Raw genomic sequence first — 15,596 nt, 5'->3', positions numbered from 1 at the left:
GCGGACTCAAGGTGATTCGGGGCGGTCAGGAGAAGGAGGAGGTCAGAAGGACGCGACGACGGAACCGGCGTACTCGTCGTCGATGAACTTCCTTACCTCGGCGGAGGTCAGGAGCTTGGCGAGCTTCTTCACGCGCGGGTCGTCCTGGCCGCCTTCCTTGACCGCGAGGAAGTTGCCGTACGGGTTGTCCTTGGGGGACTCCGAGACGAGGGCGTCCTCGGCGGGCGAGAGGTCGGCTTCGAGTGCGTAGTTGCCGTTGACCACCGCGGCGTCGACGTCGTCGAGGGAGCGCGGGGTCTGGGCCGCCTCCAGCTCCTTGAACTCGATGTTCTTGGGGTTCTCGGCGATGTCCTTGGGGGTCGCGGCGTTGCCCACGCCGTCCTTGAGGGTGATGATCCCGTTGGCGTCGAGGAGCTTGAGCGCCCGTGCCTCGTTGACGGTGTCGTTCGGGACGGCGACGGTGGCGCCGCTCTTCAGCTCGTCGGCGTTCTTCAGCTTCTTCGAGTAGAGGCCGAGCGGTTCCAGGTGCACCGTGACGACCGGCACGATGTCGGTGCCGTTCTTCTCGTTGAACTCGTCGAGGTACGGCTGGTTCTGGAAGTAGTTGGCGTCCACGGACCCGTCCTCGGTCGCCGGGTTCAGGGTGGCGTAGTCGCTGAACTCCCTGACGTCCAGGTCGAGTCCCGCCTTCGTCGCCAGGTTCTTCTTGATGAAGGTGAGGATCTCGGCGTGCGGGACGGTACTCGCGCCGACGACCAGCGGGCCGCTGGTGTCGGAGGCGGAGTCCTTGTCCGAGCCGCAGGCGGAGAGTCCCAGGGTGAGGGCTCCGGCGGCGAGGACGGCAGTGGTGATCTTGGCGGTGTTACGCACGAAAAGTGCCTTTCCTGAGGGGTGGAGCGACCCCGCGTGGGGTGGGCGGGGCGGTTATGGGGAGTGCGAGAGGGTCAGCGGGTCTTGGCGGTGTCGGCCGCGACCGTGCCGGGGAAGAGACCGCGCAGTGGCCGGAACAGCAGCGGTTCGCCGGAGCGTCCGCCTCGCCGGTGCAGCCTGCGTGCGGCGAGGTCGCCGCCGAACTGGATCACGGAGATGACCACGGCGAGGATGGCCACGGTGATCCACATCAGCCCGGTCTCGAAGCGCTGGTAGCCGTAGCGGATCGCGATGTCGCCGAGGCCGCCGGCGCCGACGGTGCCCGCCATCGCGGAGTAGCCGATGAGCGCGACGATCGTCGTCGTGGTGCTGGAGATCAGCGAGGGCAGCGACTCGGGTACGAGGACCCTGCGGACGACGGTCCAGGTGTTGCCGCCCATGGCCTGCACGGCTTCGACGAGGCCGTGGTCGACCTCGCGCACCGACGTCTCGACGAGCCGGGCGAAGAACGGGATGGCACCGACCGCGAGCGGCACGATGGCCGCCTCGCGCCCGATCGTCGTGCCCGTGATCGACCGGGTGAAGTCCATCAGCGCGACCATCAGGACGATGAAGGGCAGCGAGCGCCCGATGTTCACCACCTGCCCGGTCACCTTGTTCAGCACGGTGTTCTGCAGCAGGCCGCCCCGGTCCGTGAGGACCAGCAGGATGCCCAGCGGCAGCCCGCCGACGACGGCGATGAGCGTGGACCAGCCGACCATGTAGAGCGTGTCCCAACAGGCCTGCTCCAGCAGCGGCTGCATCTCGGACCAGGTCACTTGGCACCGTCCTTCACCAGTACGGACTCCTGCGCCGACCCGGGCTCCGGCACCGGCCCGGGCTCCTGGGCCGCCTGTTCGACGACGTCGATCTGCAGGCCCTGCTCGCGCAGGAAGCCGATCGGCACGACGTTCTCCTCGTAGCGGCCGGGCAGCTCGATGCGCATCCGGCCGACCTGCTTGCCGGCGACGGTGTCCATCGCGGCGCCGAGGATCGAGATGTCGATGTTGTACGTGCGGGAGAGCTGCGAGATGACCGGCTGGGTCGCGGCGTCACCGTGGAAGGTGACGTCGACGACCGTGCGGTCGTCGGCGGAGGCGTCGCCGCTCACCGGGAAGAGCGCGGCGGCCAGCTCGGAGCCGGGGGTGGCGAGCAGCTCGCTGACCGTGCCGGATTCGACGATCTTTCCCTGCTTCATGAGGGCGGCCGAGTCGCAGATGCTCTTGACGACGTCCATCTCGTGCGTGATGAGCAGGACGGTCAGGCCCAGCTGCCGGTTGAGGTCGCGCAGCAGCTGGAGGATGGAGCGGGTGGTCTCGGGGTCGAGGGCGCTGGTCGCCTCGTCGGAGAGGAGCACCTTCGGGTCGCCGGCCAGCGCGCGGGCGATGCCGACGCGCTGCTTCTGGCCGCCGGAGAGCTGGGCCGGGTAGGACCCGGCCTTGTCGGAGAGGCCGACCAGGTCGAGGAGTTCCAGGGCCTTGCGGGAACGTTCCTTCCCTGACCTGCCAAGGATTTCGAGCGGCAGCTCCACGTTGTCCTGGACCGTCCGCGAGGACAGCAGGTTGAAGTGCTGGAAGACCATGCCGATGTGACTGCGCGCCTTCCGCAGCTCCCGACCGGCCCGCGGGCCGCGGCCGGCCAGTGCGGTGAGGTCCCGTCCGGCGACGGTCACGGTGCCGGCGGTGGGGCGCTCCAGGAGGTTGACGCAGCGGATGAGGGAGGACTTGCCGGCGCCGGACTGTCCGATGACGCCGTACACCTCGCCTTCGCGGACGTGCAGATCTACGCCGTCCAGGGCGGTGACCTCACGGCCGCGCGAACGATGAGCCCGATAGACCTTGGTGAGGCCTGTTGTCGTGATCACTGGGGACTTCCGTCACTGTCGAGTGCAGGGCGTGGGTGTGCGCCGGGCACGGGTGCATTCGGTCGGAACGCGGCACGGTTCTCGTGAGGGCGACGGAAGCCGGGGCTTCAGGCCTGGACTTCACACCAGGGCGTCAAAAGAACGGCGTGCGCTGGGCTGGCTCAGTCGCGTACGAGGGACGTACGGGCAGACGTGAGCGGCTCGCTTCGGGGCGCGAGGCCAGGGGTGGTGCGGGGGCCCTCTAGAAGGCGCACATTCGACACATACAGCGAGCACCGGGCGTCATGGTCGCCTCGGTCGCAAGGATGCGGCTGCTCGTCGTGGTCATGAGAAAAGTAAAGCAGACGTATGGACGGGACCAGGAATCGCTGTCCGTATGACGGACAGTGGTGGACACCTCGTCAGAGCCGGATGGAGATCTCCACTGTCCGGCCCGTGACCAGCGCCGACACCGCCGAGAGGTCCTTCAGCACGACGTCCGCGTCCAGCTCGGCGGCCTCATGGGTTGTGGCCAATGCCACGGTGGTCATTCCGGCCGCGCGGCCTGCCTGGAGACCGGCGGGCGCGTCCTCGAAGACGACACAGCGGGCCGGGTCGACGCCCAGTTCACGGGCGGCGAGCAGGAACGGCTCGGGGTCGGGCTTGCCGCGGGTGATGTCGTCGGCGGTGATCAGGGTCTTGGGGCGGATACCGACCTCGCCGAGGCGGGCCTCGGCCAGCCGCCGACTTGCCGAGGTGACGACGGCCCAGCGGTCGGCGGGCAGCGAGTCGAGGAGCGCCTGCGTACCCGGCAGCAAGTGCACTCCGCCCACGACGTCCTCGACCTCCAGCCGCTCGATGCGTACGACGGCCTCGGCGACCTGGTCCGGGGGCAGCAGGTCGGCGGCTATCTCGGCGGCGGGGCGGCCGTGCAGCTCGACCCGGGCGAACTCCTCGGCGGTGATCCCGTACTCCTCGGCCCACCTGGTCCAGCACCGGTACACCGACTCCAGGGACGAGACGAGCGTTCCGTCGTTGTCGAACAGCAGGGCATCGGCCTGGATCTTTCGGATCTTCATGGCCTCGACCCTACGGGGCACCCCGGGGCCGAGCGCATCAGGCCTTTTGGCCCGTAATAGGGTCACGGCATGCTTGATGCCCTGACGGTCGCGACCGCCGTCGCCGCGCTCGCGCTCGCCGCCTGGTGCGGCTGGGCCGCCTACCGCGACCAGCCGACCAAGGACTGGCACTTCATCGGTATGGCCGTGGTGTCGGTACTCGCCCTGGCCCAGCTCGTGGTCGGCATCGTCCAGCTGGCACGCGGCGAGAAGCCGGAGCAGGGCACGACGATCTTCGTCTCGTATCTGATCGGCGCGTTCGCGTGCATCCCGGCGGCGGGCTTCATGTCGCTGGCGGAGCGCACGCGTTGGGGCTCGATCACGGTCGCGGCCGGCGGCGTGGTGCTCGCCGTGCTCCAGGTGCGGCTCTACGACATCTGGGGAGGCTGAGATGGCCGCGGCCGACGAGTCCGAGGAGAAGCCCGGGCGGACGCGGCTGATCGGGGGTCCGGGCATGCTGCTGGTCTGGCTGTACGGCGTAATGGTGGTCGGCGCCGTGTCACGCTCCGCCGTGCAGATCGCGACGGAGTTCGACAAGGCGCCGCTCGCCTACTCGCTGTCCGCGGTGGCCGGGCTCGTCTACGGCTTCATCACGTACTCGCTCGTCCGCGGTGGCGAGACGGCCCGCAAGGCGGCGCTGGTGTGCTGCGCCGCCGAACTCGCGGGCGTACTGACCGTCGGCACCTGGACCCTCGTCGAACCGTCCGCCTTCCCCGACGCCACGGTCTGGTCGGACTACGGCATGGGCTACCTGTTCATCCCGGTACTACTCCCGGTGACGGCAATCTTCTGGCTGCGCCGGTCACGTAAAGCGCCTTTTTAGGGGCGCGGGGAACTGCGCGACCAGCCACAACGGACCCGCAGACACACACCCACCGACCCGCGGAGCGCTACGCGCTGGCGACAAAGGCACCAGCTGCCGCACCCTTCGCCAGCGTCACCAGACTGAGCCGCTCATCCACCCGCTCCGTGGACACCGGCTCGTACCCGTGCTTCCGGTACAACGTCAGGTTGTGCTCACTGCGGTGCCCGGTGAACAGCTGGAACCTCTTCGCCGCCCCACCCTCGGAGAGCCGCGTCTCGATCGCGTCGAGCAACCGCCCGCCCAACCCGTGCCGCTGCATCCGGGGGTGCACGATCAGCTTGTTGATGCGAGCCGTGCCCTCCGAGTCCACGACAGCCCGCACCGAGGCCACCACCTCGTCGCCGAGCCGGGCCACCAGCACCGTGCCGCCCGCCAGCTCCGCCTTGAGCGAGTCGAGGGGCTGGGTGAGGGGCTCGATGCTGTAGTCGCCGTACAGCTCGGCCTCGCTCTGATAGCAGAGGAACTGCAGTTTGAGGATCTGTTCGGCGTCCTGCTCGGTCGCCGCAGAGATGGTCACGCTCATGCCCATGTGTGCATGCCTCCCGCTCACCTGCTCGCCGGTTGTCCCTCACTCCTATCCCCGCGGTTCACGAGCCGCAACCTCCGACGTAAGCATTCGGCGCAGACATCCCAGGCATCTGGAACGTTCCGGACCAAGACTGCCCTGTGACATACCCAACTCGCCCGCGATCTCCCGGTAGGTGAGGTCCTTCGGGGACAGCAGCGCCGCCATGAGCCTGGGGCAGCGGCCGGGCAGCCGGCGTACGGCGGAGTGCAGGGCGCGGCGCCTGGCGGCGGCGAGCGCGAGCTGCTCCGGTCCCGGCCCGCTGTCGTCGACGGGCTCGGCGGCGTACGGCTGTTCGGCGCGCGCGGTGCGGCGGGTGCGGCGGGCCTCGGAGCGGACGGCGCCGCGCAGCCAGGCGGCCGGATCGGCGGGCGGACCGTCCGTGCCGAGGCGCTCCAGGAGGCGCAGCCAGACGGCCTGTTCCAGGTCGCTCGGCTCGACTCCGGAGGCATATGCCTCGGCGGACGCCTCGGCGGTGAGCAGCGGACGCAGCGTGGCAACCATGTCGTGGGTCATATGCGGCACGACGCGGCCGCCCCGGCACGAGGTTGCCGGGGCGGCCGTCTGTCACCCCAACCGGGGCCGCGGGCTCAACCGTTGACGAAGTCCTCGCGGGCGAGGACACCGGTGTCCGGGTTGTCGGTGAAAACCCCGTCGATGCCGGTGGCGAAGTACGTCCTGAAGGCGCCGAAGGCGTCTCCGTACGCGTCCGCGTCGGTGCCCTTGCGGAAGTTGGCGGGCAGGAAGGGGTTCTCGTTGCGCATCGTGTACGGGTGCAGGATCAGGCCCACCTTGTGCGCGTCGGCGACCAGCGTGGTCGGCGTGGTGAGGTTGCCGCTCGCGTCCTTCGGGATGATCAGGTCGAGGGTCGGGCCGATGCCCTGGGCGTACGAGGCGATCCACTTCAGGCCCTCGGGCTTGACGAGGTCGGCGACCGTGCGCGGGTCGCCCGTCTCCACGAAGTCCCAGGGGCGGGTGCTCGCGCCGGAGAGAAGCACCACGAGGGGGTTGCCGACCAGCTTGTTCAGCCGCTGGACGCTGGTCGGCTCGAAGGACTGGAGGATGACGGGCGAGTTCTTCTTGTCCAGGCCATGCTTGCGCAGCACCTTGGCGACCCGCTCTTCCAGGCCGAGGCCCAGTTCGCGGAAGTAGGTGGGGTGCTTGAGCTCGGGGTAGATCCAGACCTGCCGGCCGCGCTTCCTGCTCTGTTCGCTCCGCCAGCGCAGCACCTCTTCGAAGGTGGGGATCTCCCAGCGGCCGTCGTAGAGCGTGTTGTGCGGGCGGTTGGCGGGGATGCGCTCCTTGGCCCGCAGGGTCTTCAGCTCGGCGAGCGTGAAGTCCTCGGTGAACCAGCCTGTCGTGGACACCCCGTCGAGGAGCTTGGTCGTCCTGCGGCCCGCGAACTCGGGGTGCGCGGAGACGTCCGTCGTGCCGCCGATCTCCGGCTCGTGACGACATACGAGGTGGCCGTCCTTGGTCGGCACCAGGTCGCCCGCCTCGATGACGTCCGCCCCCATGTCGAGGGCCAGCTGGTACGCGCCGAGTGTGTGCTCGGGCCGGTAGCCGCTGGCCCCGCGGTGCCCGATGATCGTCGGCTTCGGCAGGCTCTTGTAGCCTCCGCCGGTGCTCCGCTCGTCGGCTCTCGCCGTGCCGGGCAGTCCGAGGACCGCTCCGCCCGCGCCCAGCACCGCGGCCCCGAGCAGCGCCCGCCGTCCCGGGCTGATCCCGTTCAGTCCCTCGTTCGACCCCTGCGTCGCCATGAGCGCTCCTCCCATACTGCCCTGCACCTGTCAAAGCGGGACGATCGTAGGTGCGCGGGGGTGACGGGTGGGAGACCTTGGACGGAACACGCGGGTGACGCTGGATGTCGTGTGGGGTGGGTGAGTTGACGGACGGTCGGTTCCGAACCCTCGGCCGGGGCCCCGCGGCCTGCGGTCCGCCCACCGCGTGCGGGCCTGGGCTTGGGCTGCGGAGGAGCGGGTAGGCGGTGCGCAGGCGTGCCGGACCAGCGGCCGGCGACGCCACGCGTACAACTCGGTCCCCCCGTTTCACCCGGCGGTCCCCTTCGGACGCGACATGTGTCACACCGTCTCGGGCGGATGACAGGCGTGCAACGGGACGCCACCGCAGGTAAACAAGGGTCAACAATGCGTATCCACTCGGTGAACCCGATGTGCAAGACCCCGGGGGCCACGAGTATCGTCCTCACCTGCACAGACTTATCCCGATTCCCTTGACACCGGAGGGCCCGTTGTCCCGCTTCGCGCTCATCAAGGCAGTGCTCGGACCGATCATGCGCCTGATGTTCCGCCCACGGGTGGAGGGTGCGGAGCGCATCCCGGGCACCGGTCCGGTCATCCTGGCCGGCAACCACCTCACGTTCATCGACTCGATGATCATGCCGCTCTTCTGCAACCGCCAGGTCTTCTTCATCGGCAAGGACGAGTACGTCACCGGCAAGGGCCTCAAGGGCCGCCTGATGGCCTGGTTCTTCACGGGCTGCGGCATGATTCCGGTCGACCGGGACGGCGGCCGCGGCGGTGTGGCGGCGCTGATGACCGGCCGCCGGGTGCTGGAGGAGGGCAAGGTCTTCAGCATCTACCCCGAGGGCACCCGCTCCCCCGACGGCCGGCTCTACCGGGGTCGCACCGGCATCGCCCGGCTGGCCCTGATGACCGGCGCGCCCGTGGTCCCGTTCGCCATCATCGGCACGGACAAGATCCAGCCCGGTGGGGCCGGGTTCCCGCGGCCCGGGCGGGTCACCGTGCGCTTCGGTGAGGCGATGGAGTTCTCGCGGTACGAGGGTATGGGGCGCGATCGCTATGTGCTGCGGGCCGTGACCGACTCGGTGATGACTGAGGTTATGCGGTTGTCGGGGCAGGAGTATGTGGACATGTACGCCACCAAGGCCAAAGAGGCCGCCTAGCTCTGCTGGTTGGGCTGGGGTAGTACGGGTCCTTTGTCGACTGCGGGTGCGTCGTGGCTGGTCGCGCAGTTCCCCGCGCCCCTTGAGGAGGGCCTGCGGCCCCCTCAAGGGCGGTGTGTCAGGCCGGACGGTCTTCGGGTGGGCCGCCGTTTGTGTGGTCTGTGCCCGGGGTTGGGAACCATAGGACGAATGTTGAGCCTTCTCCCACTCGGGAGAAGAGGCGGATCTGGCCGCCGTGGGATTCGACTATCTGGCGCACTATGGCCAGGCCGAGCCCCGCGTGGCGGTCGCGGCCGCCGCCGTTGCCCTTGGCCTGCCAGAAGCGGTCGAAGACTCGGGCCTGGTCGTCGTCGAGGATGCCGGGGCCCTCGTCCTGCACCGATGCCCAGAGCCAGCCGTCCGACCGGCCTGCCGCGACGGTGATGCGGGTGCCTGGCGGGGCGAGCCGTACGGCGTTGGAGAGCAGGTTGCCGACGGCTCGGCGCAGCGCGTCGTGGTCGCCGATGACCGTGAGACCCGTGGTCAGGCGCCGTTGCAGGGCGAGCCCGCGTTCGGCGGCGAGCGGTACGAACTCCTCGCACGCCTCACCGGCCACCGCCGCCAGGTCGACGTCCGCGTCGGCGAGGGCCGGGGCGGTACGGCGGGCCGTGGCCAGCAGGTCCTCCACCAGGCGTGTCATCCGGGTCGTCGCCCGGTCCACGCTGCGGGCGGCGGCCCTGCGCTCCGCCTCGTCGGACTCCTCGGCGGTCAGCACCGCGTCCAGGTTGGCGCGGATGATCGCGAGCGGGCTGCGCAGTTCGTGCGAGGCGTCGTCGATGAGCTGGCGCTGGGCGCGGAAGGCCTCGTCGAGGCGGTCCAGCATGGAGTCGACGGTGTCGGCGAGGTCGCGGAGCTCGTCCTTCGGCCCGTCGAGACGGATGCGCTGCGAGAGGTCGGTGGCCTGGATGTCGGCGGCCGTACGGGAGATGGCGCGTACGGGGCGCAGGACGCGTCCCGAGAGGACCCAGCCGATGGCGAGGCTGGCGACGGCGAGGCCGCCCACCAGGGCGAAGGAGAAGCGGCGGAGGTTGGCGAGCGTCTCGTAGTTGACGGCCGCCTCGACCTCCTGGAGCTTCACGGCGGGGAACTCGCCCCGGTAGACCCCGTCCACGTACTTCTGGGCCTGGAACTGCTTGCTGACGGGGTGCGCCTCGCCGCTGCGCTCGACGGCGAGGTACGTGCCGCCGAGGACGAGCGTGGTGAGGACGAAGAGCAGTCCCGAGTAGAGGACGGTGAGGCGGAAGCGGATGGTGTGAGTGAAGGCGGGGAGCCGCAGCTTCGCCCTGAGGAGCCGGAACGCGGCGATCATCCTGCCTCCTTGAGCCGGTAGCCCTGCCGGATCACGGTCTCGATCAGCGGTTCGTCCTCCCCGGTGATCTTCCGGCGCAGTGAACCGACCGTGACCCGCACGGTGTTGGTGAACGGATCGGCGTGCTCGTCCCAGACGTGTTCGAGCAGCTCCTCGGCCGGTACGACGCGTCCGGGGCGGGTCATCAGATAGTGCAGGACGCCGAACTCCTTCGGCGTGAGCTGGAGCGGGCGTTCGCCCCGGAAGGCCTCGAAGCGGGCGGTGTCCAGGCGGAGTTCGCCGACCTCGACAACGGAGGTGCCGCCGTCCTCGCGGCGCAGCAACGCCCTGATGCGGGCGAGGAGTTCGGGCAGGGCGAAGGGTTTCACCAGGTAGTCGTCGGCGCCCTCGTCGAGGCCGCGGACCCGGTCGGCGAGGCGGTCGCGGGCCGTGAGCATCAGGATGCGGGGGCCGCCGGCGGTGGTACGGATGGCCCGGCACACCGAGAAGCCGTCGCCGTCCGGCAGGTTGAGGTCCAGCAGGACCAGGTCGTAGTCGTTGACGGCGAGCTTCTCCGTCGCCGTGTCGACGTCCGGGGCGGCATCGACCGCGTAACCGGCCCTCACCAGGCCGACCTTGAGCGCGACGACCAGGTCCTCCTCGTCCTCCACGACCAGCAGTCTCATGTCTGCCCCACCTGCCTTCCGCCGCTCTGCCGTGCCCCGTAGGACTCAGCTGCCGTCGATGATCGTCCGCGCGGCGTCCCGCGCGTCCGCCACGGGGATGGCGAAGCCGATGCCTATGGAACCGCCCCGCTGCTGGTCCAACGTCGCGATGGCCGTATTGATGCCGATGACACGGCCGTCGGCGTCGACCAGGGGTCCGCCGGAGTTCCCCGGGTTGATCGACGCGTCGGTCTGCAGGGCGCGCCGCCGCTCGCCTCCCTCGCCGAGCCGCACCGAGCGGTCGAGCGCGCTGACGATGCCCGAGGTGACGGTGCCGCTGAGGCCGAGCGGCGAGCCGATGGCCAGTACCGTGTCGCCCACGCCGGGGCGGGCTCCGGTGGCCAGTTCGGCGGCCCGCAGGCCTCGTGCGGTCTCCGGTTCCAGCACGGCCACGTCGTTGGCGGGGTCGTCGCCGAGCACGTCCGCGCGTAGCCGGCGGCCGTCCTGGAGCTCGATCGACACCTGCGAACTCCCCGCCACCACATGGGCGTTGGTGAGAATCCGGCCCCGCTCGTCGAACACGAACCCGGAGCCCTGTCCGTCCGCCGTCTCGATGGACACGACACTGGGCAGCACGCGCGCGGCGACGGCTTCGAGCCCGGTGACGTTCTGGGCGGCGGCCGAGGACGCGGCGGGGTCCTCGTCACCGATCGCCCCCGCCGCGTACCCCGCGGCTCCGCCCGCGAGCACGGCCGCGAGGACCGCCGCGACGACCGGCCGGGGCTTGCGCGGCGCCCGCGCCGGCGGGGGCTGCGGGGTCCCGTACGGGCTCGGGTACGGGCTCTCGTACGCCTGTGCCGGTGGGGGCGGCCCGAACCCGGGCGGGGGCCGCCCGGGAAGGAACGAGGGCCCGCGCGGCTCGCCGAGACCGGGGTAGGGGGTGTCGGCCCGGCCGCCCTGGTAAGGGTCGCCGGACTGCCCGCCCTGGTACGGAGGATCGGGTGGGCCGGCTTGGTACGGGTCGCCGGACTGCCCGCCTTCGTACGGGTCCTGGTAGGGGTCGCCGGACTGCGCGGCCGGGCTCGGACCGGCGGGGGCCCGGCCGGCGTACGGGTCACCCGGCGACACGGATGTGCCCGGACCGTCCGCGTCCGCGGCCCGATCCCGGTACGCGTCGCCGAACCGCGCGGCCGGGCTCAGGTCGTCGGTGCCCCGCTCGCGGTCTGGGCGGCCCGGCGGCGTTGACTCGCCCGGGCCGTCGGCGGCCCGGCCGGTGAATGGGTCGCTGGACCTCTCGGTCGTGGGCATGTCGCCCAACCCCGCGGTGGGAGCCGGGCCCGGGACGGCAGGTGCCGGATCCACTCCGCGGCCGCCGGCAGTCCCGGTTCCGGTTCCAGCTCCGGTTTCGGTTTCGGTTTCGGTTTCGGTTTCAATCCAACGGCCGTCCACCCTCGGGCCGTTGGGGCCGGGCGGGCGGGGTGGCCCGGAGGGACGTGACGGGCCCAGGGGCCGGGACGGACCCGGGTGAGCCGGAGGACCGGATTGGTCCGGGAGGCCGGAGTCGGCCGACGGGCCGGAGTGGCCCGGCAGGCCCGAGTGGGTCGGAAGGCCGGACCAGCCCGGGAGACCGGAGTGGGCCGGGGGGCCGGAGTCGGCCGACGGGCCGGAGTGACCCGGCAGGCCGGAGTGGGCCGGCGGGATTGAATGGCCCGGCAGGCCGGGATGGCCCGGATAGCGGTCGTCGGACACGGTCGTTCCTCCTTGGTCGCGGAACCCTGGGCCGGGACCCGGACGCGGTCCCGGTTCCGTCCCGGGTCCGGAGTGGCCGGACGGTGAGACGGAACCGGTGGGGGCCGGTGGCCGGACCGGGATGCCGGTCATGGGAGACGGGAGAACCAGAGCAGTGACGTGGCCGCGGCGGCGAGTGCGGCGATGAGACCGGCCGCGATGAACCACTGCCAGATCTCGCGTTCCTCGGTGCGATGGCCGACGGAGCTGCCGATGTCCTCGTACACCTCCTGGAGTTCTTCCCCGGTCGCGGCCTCGTGGAAGTCGCCGCCGGTACGGGAGGCGAGGTCCTGGAGGGCAGGGCCGTCGACGGGGACGCTCACGGTGTCGCCCGACGGCAGGTCAATGGTCCCGCCTTCGGTGCCGTACGCGATGGTCGATACCGGGATTCTGTCGCCGGCCGCCTCCGCGGCCGCCGACTCGACGGACCGGCCCGTGGTGTTGGAGCCGTCCGACAGCAGCACGATGTGCGCGGGCGGCGGCTTGGTCTCGGCCTCGCGGTCGAGCATGCGGACGGCGTCCCGGGCGGCCACGACGGCCTCGCCGATCGCCGTGCCCTCGCCGGTGGTGAGCCGTTCGATGGCCGAACGCAGCGCGTTCCGGTCGGTGGTCGGCGGGACCGCGACCGTGGCCGAGCCGCTGAACGGCACGAGCCCCGCGTTGAAGCGCTCGGGCAGCCGGTCCACGAAGGCGAGGGCGGCCTGCTGGGCGGCCTCGAAGCGGGTCGGTTCGACGTCGGTGGCCTCCATGGAGGCGGAGACGTCGAAGGCGACGACGACGGTGGCCCGCTCGCGCGGCACCTGAACGTCCGTGGTCGGCCGCGCGAAGCCCACGACCAGCAGCGCGAGCGTGGCGCAGAAGGCGGCCGCGGGGACATGGCGGCGCCAGCCCGGCTGCCTGGGCGCCACCTTGTCCAGCAGATCGAGATTGGTGAACCGGACCGCGTACCGACCGCGCCTGCGCTGGACCAGCAGGTACGCGGCGATCAGCAGGGCGAGCGGCACCAGGAGCAGCAGCCAGCCCGGCGAACGCAGACTCATGGCACCTCCAGCCGGCTCATGGCCACCTCCACGGCAACGGCGGACGCGGACAGGGGCACGGTCATGAACGAGGACAGGGACGGGGACGGGGACGGGGACGGGGACGGGGGTACGTTCACGCGGCACCGCCTCCCGCACGGCGCCGCTGCTTCTCGACGTGGCGTATGACGTCCCGCACCCAGTCGCGGTCGGTACGCAGACGCAGATGTGCCGCGCCCGACCGGCGGATGGACGCCTTGATCAACGCCCGTTGCTCCAGCGCCGCTTCCGTGTACCGCTCCCGCAACCGGCGTGAGTGGGTGGGGACTTCCCGCTTGCGGCCGGTCTCCGGATCGACGAGCGTGATCAACCCGACGGACGGCAGCTCCAGTTCGCGGGGGTCGACCGTCTCGACCGCCAGGATCTGGTGGCGGTGGGCGATCGTGCGAAGGGGCTGCTCCCAGCCGGCCTCCAGGAAGTCGGAGACGACGGCGACCAGTCCGCGGCCGGGAAGCGTGCGCAGCGAGCGCAGCGCGTCGGCCAGGGAGTACGGGGCCTGTCCGGCCGCGTCCGGTACCACCCGGGGCCGGTCCAGGGCGGCGCGCAGGATCGTGAGGAGGTGGCCGCGCCCGGTGCGCGGCGGGATCCTCTGAATGCCGTCCGGCCCCGTGAACTGCGCACCGAGCCGGTTGCCGGCCCGTTCGGTGAGGAAGGCGACGGCCGCGGCGGCGCCCACGGCCAGGTCGCGTTTCTCCATCCGGGCCGTGCCGAAGTCCATGCTCGCGGACGCGTCGAGCACGATCCAGGTGGTGAGTTCGCGGTCGGCGAGCGTGAGACGGACATGCGGGACCGTGGTGCGCGCGGTGGCGTTCCAGTCCATCCGGCGTACGTCATCACCGATGACGTACGGGCGGGTCTCGGCCACCTCGCTACCGGGCCCCGGCACGAGGCCGGGGTGGTCCCCCTGGAGGAGTCCGTCGGGGCGGCGGGTGAAGAGCAACTCCAGGTGTTTCAGGGCCTGTTCGGGGGTGAGTTCGCGGAGGGTCGGGGTGCCGCTCATGCCGCTTCCTCCTCGGGGCGGCTGGCGGCCTGGCGCGGGCTGATGCGCGGCTGCTCGACGGCGGCCAGCACCTCGTCGACGATCTCGGCACCGGTGACGCCGTCGGCGAGCGCGTCGAAGGACAGCACAAGGCGGTGCGCGACGACCTCGTGGGCCAGGTCGTGCACGTCCTCGGGAAGGACGTAGCCGCGACCGCGCAGCAGGGCGAGCGCGCGGGCCGCGGCGACCAGGGCGAGCGTGGCGCGCGGGCCCGCGCCGTGTGCCAACCGCCTGTCGGGGCCCGCGAGTTCACGGGTCGAGACGACCAGGCGTACGGCGTATTCGGCGATCGCGTGGTGCACGAACACCTCGTCGGCGCTGCGCTGGAGCGCGATGAGCCGCTCCGGGTTGAGGACGGGGCGTGCCCGGGGCGGGTCGACGCTCATCCGGTAGAGGATGGCGAGCTCTTCGGACTCGCTGGGCACGGCGACGTCGACCTTGAGCAGGAAGCGGTCGCGCTGGGCTTCGGGGAGTTGGTAGACGCCCTCGGACTCGATGGGGTTCTGGGTGGCGAGGACGAGGAACGGCTGGGGGACGGGGATGGTGGTGCCGCCGATGGAGACCTGGTGCTCGCCCATCACTTCGAGGAGCGCGGACTGCACCTTGGCGGGGGCGCGGTTGATCTCGTCGGCGAGGACGAAGTTGGCGACGACCGGGCCCGGTTCGACGCTGAACGTCTCCTGGGACGGGCGGTAGATCCGGGTGCCGGTGATGTCGGACGGGACGAGGTCGGGGGTGAACTGCAGCCGGGCGAAACGGCCGCCCGCCACCTGCGCGAGTGTCTTCGCGGCGAGCGTCTTGGCGACGCCCGGCACACCCTGGAGCAGGCAGTGGCCGCGGGCCAGGACCGCGGTGAACATCCGCTCCACCATGCGGTCCTGGCCGACGATCACCCGCTTGACCTCGAAGAGCGCCTCTTCGAGGAGTTTCCCGTCCGCGGTGTCGCCGCCGCGGGGGTCGGCGGTGGTCACAGCGCTGCCGCGGGGTTGCTCGGATCCTCGGACGGGGTGCCGGTGCTCCCGCCGCCGTCCTTCTCCGGGCAGTCCTCGCGGGTCCAGGCGCTGGTTCCGTTGTCGTCGGACGCCCCCTCCTCGACGACGAACCGGGTCTGCTCGCGGGGCGCCTCGTCACCGTCGGCGGCGAGTGCGACACCGCCTCCGGCGATTCCCGCGGCGGCCAGCACTGTGGCGGCGAGGACTGCTGTCTTACGGATACGACGTGTCATGGTCTTGGCTCCTTCGGCCGTGTGGGACGACGTCGGGTACAGAGCCAAGACCATCAGGTGAGGGCGAAAACGCGCTTAAAGCGGGGTGCGGCCTGCGGGTTTGGGGAGCGGGGGTCGTTTGTCGGCTGCGGGTGCGTCGTGGCTGGTCGCGCAGTTCCCCGCGCCCCTGACGAGGGGCGCGGGCCAGGCGGGCAAGGACACGGCCGCCCCACCCCAAACACACACCCCCCCCCCCCCACGAGCCCAC

General features: G+C 71.1%; 17 protein-coding genes. 3 read left to right on the top strand and 14 right to left on the bottom strand.

Annotated features, from left to right (window positions below; translation table 11 throughout):
* Window positions 1-42: 42 nt before the first annotated feature.
* The 4 genes from AB0I18_RS25220 to AB0I18_RS25205 all read right to left on the bottom strand — a co-directional run bounded on the left by AB0I18_RS25220 (window position 43) and on the right by AB0I18_RS25205 (window position 3,831).
* Window positions 43-870 (bottom strand): MetQ/NlpA family ABC transporter substrate-binding protein, encoded by an 828-nt coding sequence (locus AB0I18_RS25220; protein ID WP_363107834.1) that lies wholly within the window; start codon window positions 868-870, stop codon window positions 43-45.
* Between the two features lie 74 nt (window positions 871-944).
* A complete protein-coding gene (locus AB0I18_RS25215; RefSeq protein ID WP_363107833.1) occupies window positions 945-1,688 on the bottom strand; it encodes a methionine ABC transporter permease in 744 nt (247 codons plus the stop codon).
* Window positions 1,685-2,773, bottom strand: a complete 1,089-nt coding sequence (locus AB0I18_RS25210; protein WP_363107832.1) for an ATP-binding cassette domain-containing protein — start codon at window positions 2,771-2,773, stop codon at window positions 1,685-1,687. The genes AB0I18_RS25215 and AB0I18_RS25210 overlap by 4 nt, the downstream gene beginning before the upstream one ends.
* A gap of 401 nt (window positions 2,774-3,174) precedes the next feature.
* Window positions 3,175-3,831 carry an HAD family hydrolase gene (locus AB0I18_RS25205; protein ID WP_363107831.1) on the bottom strand — a complete coding sequence of 219 codons (657 nt, stop codon included), beginning with the start codon at window positions 3,829-3,831 and terminating at the stop codon, window positions 3,175-3,177.
* A gap of 69 nt (window positions 3,832-3,900) precedes the next feature.
* Between AB0I18_RS25205 and AB0I18_RS25200 the strand changes: the two genes are divergently transcribed.
* Together AB0I18_RS25200 and AB0I18_RS25195 are read left to right on the top strand one after the other, a co-directional pair.
* Window positions 3,901-4,260, top strand: coding sequence for a hypothetical protein (locus tag AB0I18_RS25200; protein ID WP_363107830.1), 360 nt, complete (start codon window positions 3,901-3,903; stop codon window positions 4,258-4,260).
* 1 nt (window position 4,261) lies between these two features.
* Complete coding sequence (locus AB0I18_RS25195; RefSeq protein ID WP_363107829.1) at window positions 4,262-4,693, top strand: hypothetical protein; 432 nt, start codon at window positions 4,262-4,264, stop codon at window positions 4,691-4,693.
* A 67-nt stretch (window positions 4,694-4,760) separates the two neighbouring features.
* Here AB0I18_RS25195 and AB0I18_RS25190 read toward each other — a convergent pair whose 3' ends face one another.
* The 3 genes from AB0I18_RS25190 to AB0I18_RS25180 all read right to left on the bottom strand — a co-directional run bounded on the left by AB0I18_RS25190 (window position 4,761) and on the right by AB0I18_RS25180 (window position 7,060).
* Complete coding sequence (locus AB0I18_RS25190; protein WP_363107828.1) at window positions 4,761-5,264, bottom strand: GNAT family N-acetyltransferase; 504 nt, start codon at window positions 5,262-5,264, stop codon at window positions 4,761-4,763.
* Window positions 5,265-5,309: 45 nt separating this feature from the next.
* Window positions 5,310-5,816: a sigma-70 family RNA polymerase sigma factor gene (locus tag AB0I18_RS25185; protein ID WP_363107827.1), complete on the bottom strand. Its 507-nt coding sequence runs from the start codon at window positions 5,814-5,816 to the stop codon at window positions 5,310-5,312.
* 74 nt (window positions 5,817-5,890) lie between these two features.
* Complete coding sequence (locus tag AB0I18_RS25180) at window positions 5,891-7,060, bottom strand: glycerophosphodiester phosphodiesterase (protein WP_363107826.1); 1,170 nt, start codon at window positions 7,058-7,060, stop codon at window positions 5,891-5,893.
* Between the two features lie 473 nt (window positions 7,061-7,533).
* Between AB0I18_RS25180 and AB0I18_RS25175 the strand changes: the two genes are divergently transcribed.
* Window positions 7,534-8,226, top strand: a complete 693-nt coding sequence (locus tag AB0I18_RS25175; protein ID WP_363107825.1) for a lysophospholipid acyltransferase family protein — start codon at window positions 7,534-7,536, stop codon at window positions 8,224-8,226.
* Between the two features lie 118 nt (window positions 8,227-8,344).
* Here the strand turns inward: AB0I18_RS25175 and AB0I18_RS25170 are convergent, their stop codons facing one another.
* The 7 genes from AB0I18_RS25170 to AB0I18_RS25140 form a co-directional block, all read right to left on the bottom strand.
* Window positions 8,345-9,574, bottom strand: a complete 1,230-nt coding sequence (locus AB0I18_RS25170) for a HAMP domain-containing sensor histidine kinase (RefSeq protein WP_363107824.1) — start codon at window positions 9,572-9,574, stop codon at window positions 8,345-8,347.
* Window positions 9,571-10,239 (bottom strand): response regulator transcription factor, encoded by a 669-nt coding sequence (locus AB0I18_RS25165; RefSeq protein WP_363107823.1) that lies wholly within the window; start codon window positions 10,237-10,239, stop codon window positions 9,571-9,573. The genes AB0I18_RS25170 and AB0I18_RS25165 overlap by 4 nt, the downstream gene beginning before the upstream one ends.
* Before the next feature lie 45 nt (window positions 10,240-10,284).
* Window positions 10,285-11,526, bottom strand: a complete 1,242-nt coding sequence (locus AB0I18_RS25160) for a trypsin-like peptidase domain-containing protein (protein ID WP_363107822.1) — start codon at window positions 11,524-11,526, stop codon at window positions 10,285-10,287.
* 569 nt (window positions 11,527-12,095) lie between these two features.
* Window positions 12,096-13,046 (bottom strand): VWA domain-containing protein, encoded by a 951-nt coding sequence (locus tag AB0I18_RS25155; RefSeq protein ID WP_363107821.1) that lies wholly within the window; start codon window positions 13,044-13,046, stop codon window positions 12,096-12,098.
* A gap of 115 nt (window positions 13,047-13,161) precedes the next feature.
* Complete coding sequence (locus tag AB0I18_RS25150; RefSeq protein WP_363107820.1) at window positions 13,162-14,085, bottom strand: DUF58 domain-containing protein; 924 nt, start codon at window positions 14,083-14,085, stop codon at window positions 13,162-13,164.
* Window positions 14,082-15,095: an AAA family ATPase gene (locus tag AB0I18_RS25145; RefSeq protein ID WP_363107819.1), complete on the bottom strand. Its 1,014-nt coding sequence runs from the start codon at window positions 15,093-15,095 to the stop codon at window positions 14,082-14,084. Before AB0I18_RS25145 ends, AB0I18_RS25150 begins: the two co-directional genes overlap by 4 nt.
* On the bottom strand, window positions 15,092-15,349 hold the full coding sequence (locus tag AB0I18_RS25140) for a hypothetical protein (protein WP_363107818.1): 258 nt from the start codon (window positions 15,347-15,349) through the stop codon (window positions 15,092-15,094). Before AB0I18_RS25140 ends, AB0I18_RS25145 begins: the two co-directional genes overlap by 4 nt.
* Between the last annotated feature and the right edge of the window lie 247 nt (window positions 15,350-15,596).

It is taken from the genome of Streptomyces sp. NPDC050704 (assembly GCF_040654355.1).
In the GTDB taxonomy this organism is placed as follows: domain Bacteria; phylum Actinomycetota; class Actinomycetes; order Streptomycetales; family Streptomycetaceae; genus Streptomyces.
Note: the sequence above shows the minus strand (reverse complement) of the source record. Positions and strands in the feature narration are given on the sequence as shown.

Excerpts from the sequence above, each read along its gene's own strand:
- AB0I18_RS25205 (WP_363107831.1), bottom strand. The coding sequence starts at position 3,831 with ATGAAGATCCGAAAGATCCAGGCCGATGCCCTGCTGTTCGACAACGAC.
- AB0I18_RS25200 (WP_363107830.1), top strand. The coding sequence starts at position 3,901 with ATGCTTGATGCCCTGACGGTCGCGACCGCCGTCGCCGCGCTCGCGCTC.
- AB0I18_RS25195 (WP_363107829.1), top strand. The coding sequence starts at position 4,262 with ATGGCCGCGGCCGACGAGTCCGAGGAGAAGCCCGGGCGGACGCGGCTG.
- AB0I18_RS25190 (WP_363107828.1), bottom strand. The coding sequence starts at position 5,264 with ATGGGCATGAGCGTGACCATCTCTGCGGCGACCGAGCAGGACGCCGAA.
- AB0I18_RS25185 (WP_363107827.1), bottom strand. The coding sequence starts at position 5,816 with ATGACCCACGACATGGTTGCCACGCTGCGTCCGCTGCTCACCGCCGAG.
- AB0I18_RS25180 (WP_363107826.1), bottom strand. The coding sequence starts at position 7,060 with ATGGCGACGCAGGGGTCGAACGAGGGACTGAACGGGATCAGCCCGGGA.
- AB0I18_RS25170 (WP_363107824.1), bottom strand. The coding sequence starts at position 9,574 with ATGATCGCCGCGTTCCGGCTCCTCAGGGCGAAGCTGCGGCTCCCCGCC.
- AB0I18_RS25165 (WP_363107823.1), bottom strand. The coding sequence starts at position 10,239 with ATGAGACTGCTGGTCGTGGAGGACGAGGAGGACCTGGTCGTCGCGCTC.
- AB0I18_RS25160 (WP_363107822.1), bottom strand. The coding sequence starts at position 11,526 with ATGCCCACGACCGAGAGGTCCAGCGACCCATTCACCGGCCGGGCCGCC.
- AB0I18_RS25155 (WP_363107821.1), bottom strand. The coding sequence starts at position 13,046 with ATGAGTCTGCGTTCGCCGGGCTGGCTGCTGCTCCTGGTGCCGCTCGCC.
- AB0I18_RS25150 (WP_363107820.1), bottom strand. The coding sequence starts at position 14,085 with ATGAGCGGCACCCCGACCCTCCGCGAACTCACCCCCGAACAGGCCCTG.
- AB0I18_RS25140 (WP_363107818.1), bottom strand. The coding sequence starts at position 15,349 with ATGACACGTCGTATCCGTAAGACAGCAGTCCTCGCCGCCACAGTGCTG.